Source organism: Bacillus sp. FSL W8-1127 (assembly GCF_038006725.1).
GTDB lineage: Bacteria > Bacillota > Bacilli > Bacillales > DSM-4216 > Bacillus_O > Bacillus_O smithii.
In genome coordinates this window covers 2,573,581-2,588,039 of sequence record NZ_JBBOVU010000001.1, presented here as the reverse complement: position 1 = coordinate 2,588,039, position 14,459 = coordinate 2,573,581, and the positions used below count along the sequence as shown (strand labels likewise).

General features: G+C 41.1%; 15 protein-coding genes and 1 other annotated feature. All 15 genes read left to right on the top strand.

Translation table 11 applies throughout. The features are described from left to right. The first annotated feature begins 18 nt into the window (after nucleotides 1-18). The 15 genes from mutM to rplT all read left to right on the top strand — a co-directional run bounded on the left by mutM (nucleotide 19) and on the right by rplT (nucleotide 14,381). Nucleotides 19-837, top strand: a complete 819-nt coding sequence (mutM, locus tag NST12_RS12175; RefSeq protein WP_003355610.1) for a DNA-formamidopyrimidine glycosylase — start codon at nucleotides 19-21, stop codon at nucleotides 835-837. Nucleotides 838-860: 23 nt separating this feature from the next. Next, on the top strand, nucleotides 861-1,565 hold the full coding sequence (gene ytaF / locus NST12_RS12170) for a sporulation membrane protein YtaF (RefSeq protein ID WP_255287949.1): 705 nt from the start codon (nucleotides 861-863) through the stop codon (nucleotides 1,563-1,565). Between the two features lie 53 nt (nucleotides 1,566-1,618). After that, nucleotides 1,619-2,221, top strand: a complete 603-nt coding sequence (coaE, locus tag NST12_RS12165) for a dephospho-CoA kinase (RefSeq protein ID WP_003355608.1) — start codon at nucleotides 1,619-1,621, stop codon at nucleotides 2,219-2,221. A gap of 185 nt (nucleotides 2,222-2,406) precedes the next feature. Beyond that, nucleotides 2,407-3,438: a glyceraldehyde-3-phosphate dehydrogenase gene (locus NST12_RS12160; protein ID WP_040342004.1), complete on the top strand. Its 1,032-nt coding sequence runs from the start codon at nucleotides 2,407-2,409 to the stop codon at nucleotides 3,436-3,438. A gap of 406 nt (nucleotides 3,439-3,844) precedes the next feature. After that, nucleotides 3,845-4,243, top strand: a complete 399-nt coding sequence (gene tnpA, locus NST12_RS12155) for an IS200/IS605 family transposase (RefSeq protein WP_003353326.1) — start codon at nucleotides 3,845-3,847, stop codon at nucleotides 4,241-4,243. Between the two features lie 11 nt (nucleotides 4,244-4,254). Next, nucleotides 4,255-5,373 (top strand): RNA-guided endonuclease InsQ/TnpB family protein, encoded by a 1,119-nt coding sequence (locus NST12_RS12150; RefSeq protein ID WP_341101374.1) that lies wholly within the window; start codon nucleotides 4,255-4,257, stop codon nucleotides 5,371-5,373. A 351-nt stretch (nucleotides 5,374-5,724) separates the two neighbouring features. After that, nucleotides 5,725-6,105 (top strand): adenosylmethionine decarboxylase, encoded by a 381-nt coding sequence (gene speD / locus NST12_RS12145; RefSeq protein WP_003355605.1) that lies wholly within the window; start codon nucleotides 5,725-5,727, stop codon nucleotides 6,103-6,105. 149 nt (nucleotides 6,106-6,254) lie between these two features. Next, the gene (gene nrdR, locus NST12_RS12140; RefSeq protein ID WP_003355604.1) at nucleotides 6,255-6,713 is read left to right on the top strand and encodes a transcriptional regulator NrdR; all 459 of its coding nucleotides are present in this window, start codon (nucleotides 6,255-6,257) and stop codon (nucleotides 6,711-6,713) included. A gap of 143 nt (nucleotides 6,714-6,856) precedes the next feature. Next, nucleotides 6,857-8,266: a replication initiation and membrane attachment family protein gene (locus NST12_RS12135; RefSeq protein WP_341101372.1), complete on the top strand. Its 1,410-nt coding sequence runs from the start codon at nucleotides 6,857-6,859 to the stop codon at nucleotides 8,264-8,266. Continuing rightward, complete coding sequence (gene dnaI, locus NST12_RS12130) at nucleotides 8,263-9,195, top strand: primosomal protein DnaI (RefSeq protein WP_341101371.1); 933 nt, start codon at nucleotides 8,263-8,265, stop codon at nucleotides 9,193-9,195. Before NST12_RS12135 ends, dnaI begins: the two co-directional genes overlap by 4 nt. A gap of 297 nt (nucleotides 9,196-9,492) precedes the next feature. Continuing rightward, on the top strand, nucleotides 9,493-10,353 hold the full coding sequence (locus tag NST12_RS12125) for a putative sporulation protein YtxC (RefSeq protein ID WP_048623808.1): 861 nt from the start codon (nucleotides 9,493-9,495) through the stop codon (nucleotides 10,351-10,353). 542 nt (nucleotides 10,354-10,895) lie between these two features. After that, complete coding sequence (gene thrS, locus NST12_RS12120; RefSeq protein WP_341101368.1) at nucleotides 10,896-12,839, top strand: threonine--tRNA ligase; 1,944 nt, start codon at nucleotides 10,896-10,898, stop codon at nucleotides 12,837-12,839. Between the two features lie 195 nt (nucleotides 12,840-13,034). Beyond that, nucleotides 13,035-13,174: a sequence feature (ribosomal protein L20 leader region), on the top strand. Between the two features lie 73 nt (nucleotides 13,175-13,247). Continuing rightward, nucleotides 13,248-13,766 carry a translation initiation factor IF-3 gene (gene infC / locus NST12_RS12115; protein WP_169799153.1) on the top strand — a complete coding sequence of 173 codons (519 nt, stop codon included), beginning with the start codon at nucleotides 13,248-13,250 and terminating at the stop codon, nucleotides 13,764-13,766. A gap of 23 nt (nucleotides 13,767-13,789) precedes the next feature. Next, nucleotides 13,790-13,990, top strand: coding sequence for a 50S ribosomal protein L35 (gene rpmI / locus NST12_RS12110; RefSeq protein WP_048623805.1), 201 nt, complete (start codon nucleotides 13,790-13,792; stop codon nucleotides 13,988-13,990). A 31-nt stretch (nucleotides 13,991-14,021) separates the two neighbouring features. Beyond that, nucleotides 14,022-14,381 (top strand): 50S ribosomal protein L20, encoded by a 360-nt coding sequence (gene rplT, locus NST12_RS12105; protein WP_003355596.1) that lies wholly within the window; start codon nucleotides 14,022-14,024, stop codon nucleotides 14,379-14,381. The last annotated feature ends 78 nt before the right edge of the window (nucleotides 14,382-14,459 follow it).

Below are 14,459 nucleotides of genomic sequence, written 5' to 3'. Positions count from 1 at the left end.
GTTTGGAGGTGATAGGTTTTGCCTGAAATGCCGGAAGTAGAAATCGTTCGGCGAACATTGCTTCCTTTAACCACGAGGAAAACGATAAAAGACGTGACGATCCGTTGGCCGAAAATGATTCAAAATACAGACGCAGACACTTTTCGAAAAACGTTGAACGGACAGACGATCCATGATATATCCAGACGAGGGAAATTCTTGATTTTCCATTTTGATGACTATTCTGTTGTATCGCATTTGCGGATGGAAGGTCGCTATCGTGTGGAAGAAAAGATAGAGCCGGATCCTCATACCCATTTAGTGTTCCACTTTACTGACGGTACGCATCTGTTGTACAGAGATGTACGGAAATTTGGAACGTTTCATTTGTTTCCAAAGGGAGAAGAATTTTTTGCTCCTCCTTTATCGCACTTAGGTCCGGAGCCTTTTTCTGATGCATTCACATTCGCCTTTTTAAAAGAACAACTGAAAAAAACCAGCAGATTGATTAAAGCTGTTCTGCTGGATCAAAAAGTAGTGGTTGGACTCGGCAATATTTATGTCGATGAAGTGTTGTTTCGTTCCGGGATTCATCCGGAGCGGAAAGCACAGGATTTGAATGATAAGGAAATAGAAAAGCTAAGAGCGGAGATCATCACTACGTTGAAAGAGGCCATCGATAAAGGCGGAAGCACGGTCCGCTCGTATGTGAATTCACAAGGAAAGAAAGGGACGTACCAGCTGCAACTGTTCGTGTATGCGAGAAACGGGGAGCCTTGCCGGATCTGTGGGCGTCCTATTGAAAAAATAAAAGTCGCTGGCCGCGGCACACATTTTTGCTCAAACTGTCAGCATTGACATTGTCGGCCGTTTGAAAACGAATGAACAATGGGCGAGCTCCTTCCATATATTATTTTCAGGCAGATAGGAAGGAGATTGCACAAATGGGATCATTCTTTTCTTTACTCTTACTTGCGTTTGCGGTTAGTCTTGATAATTTCAGTACGGGACTTGCCTACGGCATCAAACAAATGAAACTCCCTTTGAAGTCTGTCGTGATTCTTTCTTGCTGTTCAGGTGTGGCTTTGCTGCTGGCAATGATGATCGGCCGCTTATTCGGCCAGATATTGTCCCCGCATTTGGCATCGCTGATTGGCGGCATTATTTTGATCGGTTTGGGAGCATGGGCGCTTTTTCCGCTTTTTCGCAGCCATCAAAAAGATGAAGAAGAGCTTCCGCATGAAAAGATGATTTTTAAATTGGAATTAAAGTCCGTCGGTTTAGTGATTAGTATTTTAAAGACGCCGACAAAAGCGGATTTTGATCGATCGGGAACGATTACGGGCCTGGAAGCGGTCATGCTTGGAATTGCTTTATCCCTTGATGCTTTCGGAGCCGGATTGGGAGCGGCCATGCTTGGCTATTCTCCCGTTTTTTTATCCGCATCCGTTGCCATTATGAGTCTAATATTTGTTTCTGCCGGGCTGAAGATGGGGTCCGTATTTTCCAAGAGGCAATGGGTGCAAAGATTAACGTATCTCCCCGGATTGCTGTTAATGTTAATTGGATTTTGGAAAATTGGTTAAAAGAGACCTAGTATCTTTCATACGATGACAAGAATGGAAAAGGGGGGACGCAAATGGCTGCCATTATCGGTTTAACCGGCGGCATCGCCAGTGGAAAAAGCACGGTATCAAGTCTTTTGAAAGAAAAGGGCTTTACAGTGATTGATGCCGACGTTGCCGCAAGGATTGTCGTTCAACCTGGAGAAGAGGCTTATAAAAAAATAGTGGAGACATTCGGAAAAGACATTCTGTTGGAGAATGGGGAAATTAACCGACCTAAGCTTGGCGACCTCGTATTTCGCGACGAGCAGAAAAGACTTCAACTGAACGCTATTGTACATCCGGCTGTTCGAAAACAGATGCTTTTGGAAAAAGAGCAGGCCATTCGGAATGGAAAGCAAACGATTTTTTTAGATATTCCGCTTCTTTTTGAAAGCGGACTGACATGGATGGTGGATAAAACCATCGTGGTCTATGTAGATGAAAACATACAGCTTCAACGACTGATGAAACGAAACGGTTTAGATAAAGAGGCTGCCGAGATTCGAATCTCGGCACAAATGCCTCTTGAAGAAAAAGCCAGTAAAGCGGATGCAGTGATCAATAACAATGGGACCATTACCGAAACAAAAAAACAGTTGGAACATATCATCGAAATATGGGCCCTCCGCCCGTAAACAAAAGGCTGTCTGAAGATTGGACAGCCTTTTTGTTTTATGGATAGCATGGTGAACTTTTGTGATGGTATAAAAAGGGATGGTCAAAAAAATATGCAAAATAATCATTCCATTAAAAATGAAATATGTTATACTAATTTTAGTTAATTCCCTTAAAAGTATAACATATAGGAGGAGCCGGAATGATGAAGGCGAGAATAGCAATCAATGGCTTTGGCCGCATAGGAAGGATGTTTTTACGAAGAGCCATTTTAGAAGAAAAATTAGATATTGTAGCCATTAATGCAAGCTACCCTGCTGCTACTTTAGCTCATCTCATTAAATATGACTCCAATCATGGAAAGTTTGAAGGAGAGGTCGAAGCAGAAGACAACGCCATTATTGTCAACAACAAAAAAATTCAATTATTAAACAACCGAAATCCAGCAGAGCTTCCTTGGGGAGATCTTCAAATAGATATCGTGATTGAAGCAACTGGCAAATTTAATTCCCGTGAAAAAGCGTCTCTTCACCTTGAGGCCGGAGCGAAAAAAGTCATTTTGACGGCGCCCGGCAAAAATGAGGATGTTACGATTGTCATGGGCGTGAATGAAAGCGATTTAAACATAGAAAAGCATCATATTATTTCCAATGCTTCTTGTACAACCAACTGTCTGGCGCCGGTAGCGAAAGTGCTGGATGAAGAATTCGGCATCGAAAATGGGTTGATGACAACCGTTCATGCTTATACAAATGATCAGAAAAATATTGATAATCCTCACAAAGATTTGCGAAGAGCCCGCAGCTGCGGCCAGTCCATCATACCGACCACTACAGGGGCGGCTAAAGCGCTGGCGCTTGTGCTGCCGCAATTGAAAGGAAAACTGCATGGGATGGCGCTGCGCGTGCCGACTCCGAACGTGTCTTTAGTGGATTTAGTGGTGGATTTGCGCCGGGAAGTTACGGCCGATGAAATTAATCAAGCGTTTATTGCCGCCAGCCAAGGTCCTTTAAAAGGAAAACTTGGATTCACTACCGAACCGCTTGTTTCCATCGATTTTAATACCGATTCACGTTCTGCCATAATCGATGGATTATCCACGATCGTCATCGGCGGAAAAAAGGCAAAAGTGTTGGCTTGGTATGACAATGAATGGGGTTATTCCTGCCGTGTAGTGGAGTTGGCCACTTTTGTCGCGCAAGAAATGGAAAAAAAAGCTGAAATGAAAATTGGTTGAAACGTAAAAACTGAAAAAAGCTAGTTTTCGTGTTTAACAAGATGCACCATAGCTTCGCATATGTTTTCCAGCTAGAAACTGTTGTTTTACAGGGGTTGACTGGGCCAGGCTCCCTCTTTGTGCTTTGGAGAGGGGCGACCTATAAAGTCAGCCTCTTTTTTATGGGATACGTTTAGCTTTATTGTGATATGGATGAGCTTAATCCAGCGAAAGGTTCTATCCCATTGAGACTGAAAATCATGCCATATGGAGCTTTTTTATTTAACATTATTTCCGAAAGAAGTCTCCCACTTCAAGCGTGTGAAGGGCGATAGCCCAACGATAAGTGGGGAGATGAATTTCGGTTGGCGTTAGCCAAAGATTTTGGTATAATCAGTCTTAGATATATAAAAGGGTTGATATATTAATGAAATTGGATAATAATAATCATTCAGTGTTCTTATTGCACTATCATCTTGTATTAGTTGTAAAGTATCGCAAAAAAGTATTCACCAATGAAATATCTGATTTTGCAAAAGATATGTTCATAGAGATTGGAAATAAATATAACATTACCTTGATTGAATGGAATCATGATAAAGACCACATTCATGTCTTATTCAAAGCACATCCTAATTCTGAATTGTCAAAGTTTATCAACGCCTATAAGAGTGCGAGTTCTCGACTGATAAAGAAAAACTTTCCTCATGTCCGAAAAAGACTCTGGAAAGAAATGTTTTGGTCAAGAAGTTATTGTTTACTAACAACAGGCGGTGCACCAATTGAAATAATAAAAAAGTATATTGAAAGTCAAGGGCAGAAGTGAGGTGAATTGATATGACCAAGCAAAACAAAGCATTCAAATTTCGCTTATATCCAAATAAAGAACAGGAAGAGTTATTGGCAAAAACGTTTGGCTGCGTTCGTTTTGTCTACAACAAGATGCTGGCAGAACGTAAAGAAATATATGAAAAGTTCAAAGACGACAAAGAGAAACTTAAAGAACAAAAGTTTCCGACACCGGCAAAGTACAAAGATGAATTTCCATTCCTAAAAGAAGTGGATTCTTTAGCTTTAGCAAACGCACAAATCCATTTACAAAATGCTTATAAGAACTTTTTTGAAGGTCGTGCAGGGTTCCCTAAATTCAAAAGTAAAAAACACAAGCAATCCTATACAACTAATATGGTCAATGGAAATATTAAGATTGAAGATGGTCATATCAAATTACCAAAGTTCAAAAAGCCGATGAAAATGAAGCAACATAGAGAGATTCCAGTTGTTCATAAAATCAAATCTTGCACTATTTCTAAAACAAAAACAGGTAAATACTATATTTCAATTTTGACAGAATATGAGAAAGATATCCGTCCAGTAAAAATTCAGAAAGTAGTTGGTTTAGATTTTGCTATGGATGGTCTATATGTCGATAGCGAGCAGGGTGAGAAAGCCAATTACCCACGTTACTATCGGCAAGCTTTAGACAAATTAGCAAAAGCACAACGAATGCTTTCTCGAAGAAAGAAAGGTTCTACAAGATGGGAAAAGCAACGTCTGAAAGTAGCTAAGCTGTATGAAAAGACAGCTAATCAGCGCAGAAACTTTCTTCATCACAAGTCAAAAGAATTAGCCGCAAACTATGACGCTGTGATTATTGAGGACTTAGACATGAAAGGCATGTCTCAAGCCCTCAACTTTGGAAAAAGCGTTCATGATAACGGCTGGGGTATGTTCACCACTTTCTTGGAATACAAACTAAAAGAACAAGGAAAACAGCTTGTGAAAATTGATAAGTGGTTTCCTTCGACAAAAAAATGTTCCCGTTGTGGGAACGAAAAAGAAATGCCATTATCTGAACGTGTATATAAATGTACTTGCGGCATTGTATTAGATCGTGATCACAATTCAGCAATCAATATCAAAAATGAAGGATTGCGCTTGTTAGAATTAGCATGAAAATACAAACTCCCGGAACAGGAGGGTTAGCTCGGTCAATTTCCTGTCATGAGACAGGATTACCCGAGAAGCCCCCACTTCAAGCAACCCGAAAGGGTGGTAAGTGGAGGGTAGTTCACCCGGGTTGGTCCTTCTTAACGGTACAAACGATTTTTGCCTGCATTCGACAAAAACATTATTGCAAAAAGATATTAAACCAAGTATACTATGATTCGTGAACTTCTTATAATGGAATCATAACTACTTAAAGGGTTAGGACCTCTTCGGACTAACTTTCCCCCGTGGTAGTTATAAAACTTTTAAAAATATTCTTTTGATCGAAAAAAATTTTGTAAAAGGGGGAAACGATCAATGGAAACAATGGGTCGTCATGTCATTTCTGAACTTTGGGGCTGTGAATTTGAAAAACTGAACGATGTGGAACAAATTGAAAAAATCTTCGTGGAAGCCGCATTGAAATCTGGTGCAGAAATCAGAGAGGTAGCATTTCATAAATTTGCTCCTCAAGGCGTAAGCGGGGTAGTGATTATATCAGAATCACATTTAACGATTCATAGCTTCCCAGAGCACGGATATGCAAGCATTGACGTTTATACATGCGGCGATTTGAATCCGAATATTGCTGCTGATTATATAGCTGAAGCATTAGGTGCCCAGACTCGTGAAACCATTGAATTGCCGAGAGGGATGGGCCCGGTACAAGTGAAGTCTCAAAATATAAAAGCATTGTAAAATTCAAGGGTGCATGGCAATCATGCACCCTTTTACTTATCTCTGGCAATGTCGCTTCTTTTGAAAGAAAAATTGCGTTCAAAAACTCCATTATTATATAATCATTCTAGGTAGAATGCGGGAATATTGAGATGAGACGGAGTGATTTTATGAGATGTCCAGCATGTCAGCACAACGGCACCCGCGTGGTGGATTCAAGGCCGGTCGATGAAGGAAGATCGATACGCAGAAGGCGCGAATGCGAAAGCTGTTCCTATCGATTTACCACGTTTGAACGTGTGGAAGAGCTGCCGCTGATCGTGATCAAAAAAGAAAATACTCGGGAAGAATTCAGCCGAGAAAAAATATTACGCGGTCTCATTAAAGCTTGCGAGAAGCGTCCGGTCTCTCTTGAGCAGCTGGAACAGATCACGCTCGATATCGAAAAAGAAATCCGAAATGAAGGTGTATCAGAAGTTCATTCAGAGAAAATCGGTGAAATGGTGATGGATCGTTTGGCGAAAGTGGATGAAGTCTCATATGTCCGCTTTGCTTCCGTTTATCGTCAATTCAAGGATATAAATGTATTTTTAGAAGAATTGAAAGAACTGATCAAAAAAGAAAAATAAAAAGCTGGAGTTTGAACAAATCTCTGGCTTTTTTTCTTCTAGCCTCGTGCATACATTCCGTTTCGGCCTGCAGCTAAAAGAGACCCCAGATACGCATAATTCCTGTACGTAAACATGAATGAGTTTAGAAAGGTTCGATTAAAATGAAACCGTTTTGGAATGAATTGCAACCAGTGGATGAGTATTCGGTCAAATTAAGCGGAATCCTTCATGACACCGATCGAAAAATTCTTACCTTTCTGTATCAACCGTTAATCGGCTCTGCTTGTTTTAGTTTATATATGACGCTTTGGGCCCAAGCGGAGGAAAATCGGCTTTGGTCCAAAACTTCCAATCATTATGGGTTGATGAATTTTTTAAATATGAATTTAAAAACGATTTATCATGAACGATTAAAATTAGAAGGAATCGGATTGTTAAAAACATATGTAAAAGAAATGGGAGACTCCCGAAGCTATATTTATGAGTTATTGCCGCCGCTGACGCCGGAACAGTTTTTTCAAGATGGGATGCTGAACGTCTTTTTATATCGCAAAATCGGTCGTTCTCAATTTTTGCGATTGAAGAAATTTTTTTCAAATGAAACGATTGAACATGAATCTTATAAAGAAGTGACAAGATCATGGCCGGAGGTGTTCTCTTCTTCGCCGTCTGCCGTTATGGATTCGGAAGCACTTTCCGATAGCCAATCTGAAACGGGGGAAGAATTTTTAAAAAGACCGGAAAATCCCGGACTTACACTGAATGACGAACAATTCGATTTTCAGCTTTTGGAAAGCGGATTGAAAAGTGTCATGGTGCCGAAACAAACGCTTACTCCGCAAGTGAAAGAAACGATTTTGAAGTTATCCCATCTATATGGCATCAATGAATTGGAAATGAAGAATATTCTTTTAAGCGCATTGGATGAGAACGATGAGGTGGATATTGATCAATTACGAAAATCAGCCAGAGATTGGTACCAGTTAAAGGTAAATCCTGAACTTCCGGAACTAGTGGATTTAGTGCAGCCTCCCGTATTGCGAAGCCAAACAAAAGGAGACAGCCCTGAAGATGAACTGATTGCATACTTGGAAACGACTTCTCCACGACAGCTGTTGATTGACATATCGGGAAGTATGCCTTCTAAAGCTGATTTGCAGGCGATTGAAGAGATTATGTTCCAGCAAAAGCTCTCGCCGGGTGTCGTTAATGTTTTGATCCAATACGTATTGTTAAAAACAGATATGAAATTGTCAAAGGCTTACTTGGAGAAAGTGGCCGCACATTGGGCACGAAAGAAGATAAAGACGGTAAAAGAAGCGTTGGAATTGGCCAAAAAAGAGCATCGCCAATATTTGGAGTGGGCGAATCAGAAAAAGACAACGAACCAAACGAACCAAATGAAAAAAAAGCCCGTCCGTATCGAAAAGCTGCCTGATTGGTTTCAAGAATACGAATCGAAAAAATCAGCCTCGAAGGAAGAGGACGAAGATTTTGACTTTGAGGCGGAAAAACGGAAGTTGGAAGAAAAATTAAAGAAAAGAAAAACGGCGGGAGGTGAACATAAATGAAACGTATCCAAGATTCGCTAAAACGGCTTAGTTCGCCCGATTTTCACAAAAGATACCAGGCGGTGCGCAAGGATATCTTGGGAAATCCGGATGTTTCCGACTTTTTGGAAAAGCATCGAGACGAAGTGGACTCGGAAGTTTTGGATAAAAGTTTAGGAAAATTATATGAATATATAACCCAAAGTAAAGGTTGTCAAGGCTGCCCCGATTTAAGCCAATGCAGAAATATGATGCAGGGGTATGAACCTGTGCTGGTCATGCGAAAGGGCAGTATTGATATCGAATACAGACGCTGCCAAAGAAAAATCATCTTTGATGAGCAGCGGAAAACAGAAAAATTGATTCAAAGCATCTATGTTCCGAAAGAAGTGTTGAAGGCTTCATTTGAGACGTTCGATTTCAATACTCCTGGGAGAATTAAAGCGCTCAAATATGCCGAAGAATTTGTTGCGGGCTATCATACTCAAAAGCAACAGAGGGGTTTATATTTGTACGGGCATTTTGGCGTTGGAAAATCTTATTTATTAGGAGCAATCGCCAACGAGTTGGCAAATGTCGGTGTTCCCTCGTATATTGTTTATTTTCCTGAGTTTGTAAGAGAAATGAAGCAGTCATTAAACGACCATTCCATCAATGAAAAACTCGATATGATTAAAAAAACACCGGTTCTTATGCTGGACGATGTCGGTGCAGAATCCGTGTCCAGCTGGATGCGAGATGATATTCTGGGCCCCATTCTTCAATACCGCAGCTTGCAAAGACTGCCTACTTTTTTCAGCTCCAATTTTGATTATGATGAACTGGAGTTTCATTTTTCTCATTCGCAAAGAGGAGAAGAAGAGAAGTTGAAGGCCGCCAGAATTATGGAACGAATCAAATTTTTGACCATCGCTGTAAAATTGGATGGTCCTAATAGAAGAGAAAGGTAGGAACGATTTTTTGACAAGCGTAGGCATCTCTCTTTAAAAGAAACGATGCAAGCTTTGTTTCCTCTCTCAAATAATCATCTTCTTAAAGCCACAAGCTGCAAAGGAGCTTTCCTTCTTGTGGTTTCTTTTTTTCTAAATGAACTATACCCCTCGCTAGATATGCTTATGAAAGGAATGAATGTCCAAAACAAAGCTCTGTCTATTTGGTACTAACATCAAAGCAAGAAAGTCTATTCTAAAACCATTGGGTCCCCCATATATATGAAATATAAAGTTTACGGACAAGGGGGGGCCATCTTGATTGAAATTTTATTTTCCAACCAGCTTGATGCTTTCAAATGGAGCGAGTTCTCGAAAAAGAATCATGTGAAAGTTGAGCTGCAGCAAAAGCGATTTTCAACCGCTCCGTATTTCGTTCGCCATCCGCAAAAGACATGGAATTCGAGTTCGATTTGCACGGTGTTTATAGAATTTATGTTGGAATGGAAACGAATCCAATGGGCAAAACAATTATTAGAAACGTCTTATTGGTACAAGGATAAAGAAGAAAGCCAACGAATTCTGGAGATTATTTGCGAGATGTTTTCCGGTGAAAGAAAGGAACTGATCCAACTGCTGGAAGAGTTTCCTGAAGTACCGTTCTTGCGGGATTCTTTTCTTTCTTTGCCGGAGAATGAGTCCCATGTTCATTTTGAAGGATTCGCTAAATTTCGGCTTAAACCGTTTTGGGATCGAGTGGGCAAATACGTGGAACTGGCTATTGATGAATTTAAAATGGAGCAGGAATATCAAGTATTCATTCATATGCAACGAGAATTTTTGCGGAAGAAAGAACAGCAAATCCCCATGTTAAGAGTGTATTTACACGAAAACGAACCGATCTTTTACGATGAAAGCTTTCAAAGGCTCCATCAAGATGATTTATTAAGAGTTTTGGATAAACGGTTATTAGTGAACCGTCCGCTGACGGTAGATTGCTTTACATTGGTGCCGTTATTATCGCTTGCCCCCGGCCACATCCGACTGTATACGGATGAAGGGGAATCAGGGCTTTCCAGAACGATTCAAAATATTTTTGAAGAGAGAGTGACCTTGCTTCCTGCTCGTCAATTTTGGGAAGAGCAATGGAAGATTGGATCAAAAGATGCCGCCAATTAATAATTTACCATCCAGATCTTGATTTTGTCGGGAAAAACCCCTATAATATTGTACATACAAGAACATACTGCACAAGGTAATGATAAGGACATGAGCGTTCTATTACGGTTTATCAGAGAGGAAAAGCGAGGCTGAAACTTTTCCAACACGAATGGAATGCTTACCGCCTTTAAACCGCAGCCAGGAACGGCAATAAGATTGCTCAGTATTGGCTTGACGGCCGCAGCCGTTATCTGATCTGGAGCCGAATTTTTGCAGTCATAACGGCAAAAATTCGGGAAAGCAGGGTGGAACCGCGATGAACAACCTCGCCCCTCATGAGAGGGACGGGGTTTTTTGTTGGCCAAAAAAATCTTTTGGCGCTTGAGCCTGATGACGAACGTTTTTCACCGGCTTGATATGGATAAAAGTCAAATCGCGGATAATGAATGTAGGAGCAAGCCGATGTTCTCCGTTCATTCGTCCCGTATGAACGAGAATGAATACGGTACATGGAATCATCCTAGTAAAAAATATCATGGGAATAAGGAGTGAATGGACAAATGTCAAACATGTTGAAAATTACATTTCCTGATGGGGCTGTAAAGGAGTTTCCAGAAGGAATTACAACGGAAGAGATCGCCGCTTCCATCAGCCCTGGACTCAAAAAGAAAGCCATCGCCGGCAAGCTGAACGGGAAGCATTTGGATTTGCGTACACCGATCAAAACGAGCGGTGCTATTGAAATCATTACTCCTGATCAGAAGGAAGCGCTGGATATTCTTCGCCATAGCACAGCACACTTAATGGCGCAAGCGATTAAACGACTATATAAAAATGTGAAATTAGGCGTTGGCCCTGTTATCGAAGACGGATTCTATTACGATGTCGATTTGGAAGAGCTGCTGACTCCTGAAGACTTGCCAAAAATTGAAAAAGAAATGAAGAAAATTGTGAAAGAAAACTTGGAGATTGTCCGCAAAGAAGTCACACGGGAAGAAGCGAAACGAATTTACGAAGAAATTGGCGATGAGTATAAACTAGAGTTAATTGATGCCATTCCGGAAGGAGAAACGGTTACCATTTATGAACAAGGGGAATTTTTTGATCTCTGTCGCGGTGTCCATGTTCCTTCCACCGGGAAAATCAAAGAATTTAAACTCTTAAGCATTGCCGGAGCGTACTGGCGCGGTGACAGCAACAATAAAATGCTGCAGCGTATTTATGGAACTGCCTTTTTCAAAAAAGAAGATTTGGAACATCATCTTCAAATGTTGGAAGAAGCGAAAGAACGCGATCACCGCAAGCTAGGTAAAGAATTGGATCTGTTTATGAATTCCCAAAAAGTGGGACAAGGCTTACCGTTGTGGCTTCCTAACGGTGCGACGATCCGACGCGTAATAGAGCGCTATATTGTAGACAAGGAAGAAAGTCTGGGCTACCAGCATGTATACACTCCTGTGTTAGGCAGTGTGGATCTTTATAAAACAAGCGGACACTGGGATCATTATCAAGAAAATATGTTTCCTGTCATGAAAATGGACAATGAAGAGTTAGTCCTTCGTCCGATGAACTGTCCTCATCATATGATGATTTTCAAAAACGGCATTCACAGTTATCGAGAGTTGCCGATCCGGATTGCGGAACTTGGAACGATGCATCGCTATGAACTTTCAGGTGCGCTGAGCGGTTTACAGCGCGTGCGCGGAATGACATTGAATGACGCTCATATTTTCGTCCGTCCTGATCAAATTAAAGATGAATTTAAACGTGTCGTTCGCCTCATTCTTGAAGTTTATAAAGATTTCGGCCTGAATGAGTATTCTTTCCGGCTGTCGTACCGCGACCCTGAGGATACAGAAAAATATTATGATGATGACGAAATGTGGGAAAAAGCCCAAGGCATGCTGAAGGAAGCAATGGATGAGCTTGGTCTGGATTATTATGAAGCAGAAGGAGAAGCTGCTTTCTATGGTCCGAAATTGGATGTCCAAGTTCGAACTGCACTAGGCAAAGATGAAACTCTTTCTACTGTTCAGCTCGATTTCTTGCTGCCGGAACGCTTTGATTTAACATATGTCGGGGAAGACGGCAAGCCGCATCGACCTGTTGTCATCCACCGCGGCGTCGTTTCAACGATGGAGCGCTTTGTCGCCTTTTTAATAGAAGAATACAAAGGGGCATTCCCAACTTGGCTCGCACCTGTCCAAGTAAAAGTGATTCCGGTTGCGGCTGATGCGCATTTTGAATATGCTAAAACCGTTCAAGAAAAACTTCGGGCAGAAGGAATTCGTGTGGAAATAGACGACCGTGATGAAAAAGTAGGCTATAAAATTCGGGAAGCGCAAGTCCATAAAATTCCGTATATGCTCGTAGTCGGCGATCAAGAAATCGAAAACAAAACCGTTAACGTCCGCAAATACGGTGAAAAACAATCTGAAACCATCCCGTTTGAGCAATTCGTTCAAATGATTAAAGAAGAGGTTAGCCGACGTTCAGCTAAATAATGGCATCAAACGAAGCGGAGCATCCTCCGCTTCGACATAAGCTCTAGTTGAGCGTTTTTTCTTGTTTGTTTGAAAAAAGCTTGCTTTTGTGAAAGGTCTTTGTTATTATGGAGTTCGTGATTGATTTGTAAATAATTTGACCAATATTTAAAGATATGATATATTTTGAAGCGACAATGGAATAGAATACACGTGAAGAACAAGCAGAAGCAAGCCCGCTTCTCACCTGAACTGACGCCTATAAGCTGTTGGCAGGTTAAACGGAGTCAATCGAAATCATATGGCTTGATCCATTTTTATGCGGGTTTTCTGTATACCCGCATTTTTTTATGCTTTCCCGACTCCTAAGCCCTTTCTGTAGCTTGTTTTTGCAAGGTGTATTCCCTGAAAAATTTTTGGAGGTGGCTCATTATTAGCAAAGACATGATCGTAAACGAGGGCATTCGTTCTCGTGAAGTCCGTCTCATCGACCAAAACGGCGAGCAATTGGGCATTAAATCAAAAAATGAAGCTTTGGAAATTGCGGCCCGCGCCAATCTCGACTTAGTCTTGGTTGCCCCTAATGCCAAACCGCCTGTTGCCCGAATTATGGATTACGGCAAGTACAAATTTGAGCAGCAGAAAAAAGAGAAAGAAGCCCGCAAGAAACAAAAGGTTATCAACGTCAAGGAAGTGCGCCTAAGCCCGACGATTGAAGAACATGATTTTAATACGAAGCTTCGCAATGCCCGCAAGTTTTTAGAAAAGGGCGATAAAGTGAAAGCGTCCATTCGTTTTAAAGGGCGCGCCATCACGCATAAAGAGCTGGGACAAAAGGTGCTTGATCGTTTTGCTGAAGCCTGCGATGATGTGGCGACAGTCGAAACTAAGCCGAAAATGGACGGCAGAAGCATGTTTATTGTTCTGGCGCCAAAATCTGAAAAGTAACAACTTGATAGGAGGAATTCACAATGCCAAAAATGAAAACTCACCGCGGCGCTGCAAAGCGTTTCAAAAAGACTGGTTCTGGGAAATTAAAACGTTCTCATGCTTACACTAGCCACTTATTTGCAAATAAATCTACGAAACAAAAACGGAAACTTCGCAAATCTGCTATTGTATCAAGCGGAGATTTTAAACGGATTCGTCATATGCTTGACAACCTTAAATAAGATTGACAAGAATTTTTAGGAGGGAAATAATATGGCACGCGTAAAAGGCGGTACAGTAACTCGCAAACGTCGCAAAAAAATTCTAAAACTGGCAAAAGGTTATTATGGTGCAAAGCACACTTTATATAAAGTTGCTAATCAACAAGTAATGAAATCCTATATGTATGCTTACCGGGATCGTCGTCAAAGAAAACGCGACTTCCGTAAGCTATGGATTACGCGTATCAACGCTGCTGCAAGATTGAACGGACTTTCTTACAGCCGTTTAATGCATGGCTTAAAACTTGCCGGCATTGAAGTAAACCGCAAAATGCTAGCTGACCTTGCAGTAAACGATGAAAAAGCATTTGCTCAATTAGCGGATACTGCTAAAGCACAACTTCAAAAATAAGAAAAAAACATTCAACACCCATTCTGAAAAAAGAATGGGTGTTTTGTTTATGTGCGCCCGGCATGTACATGAACTATA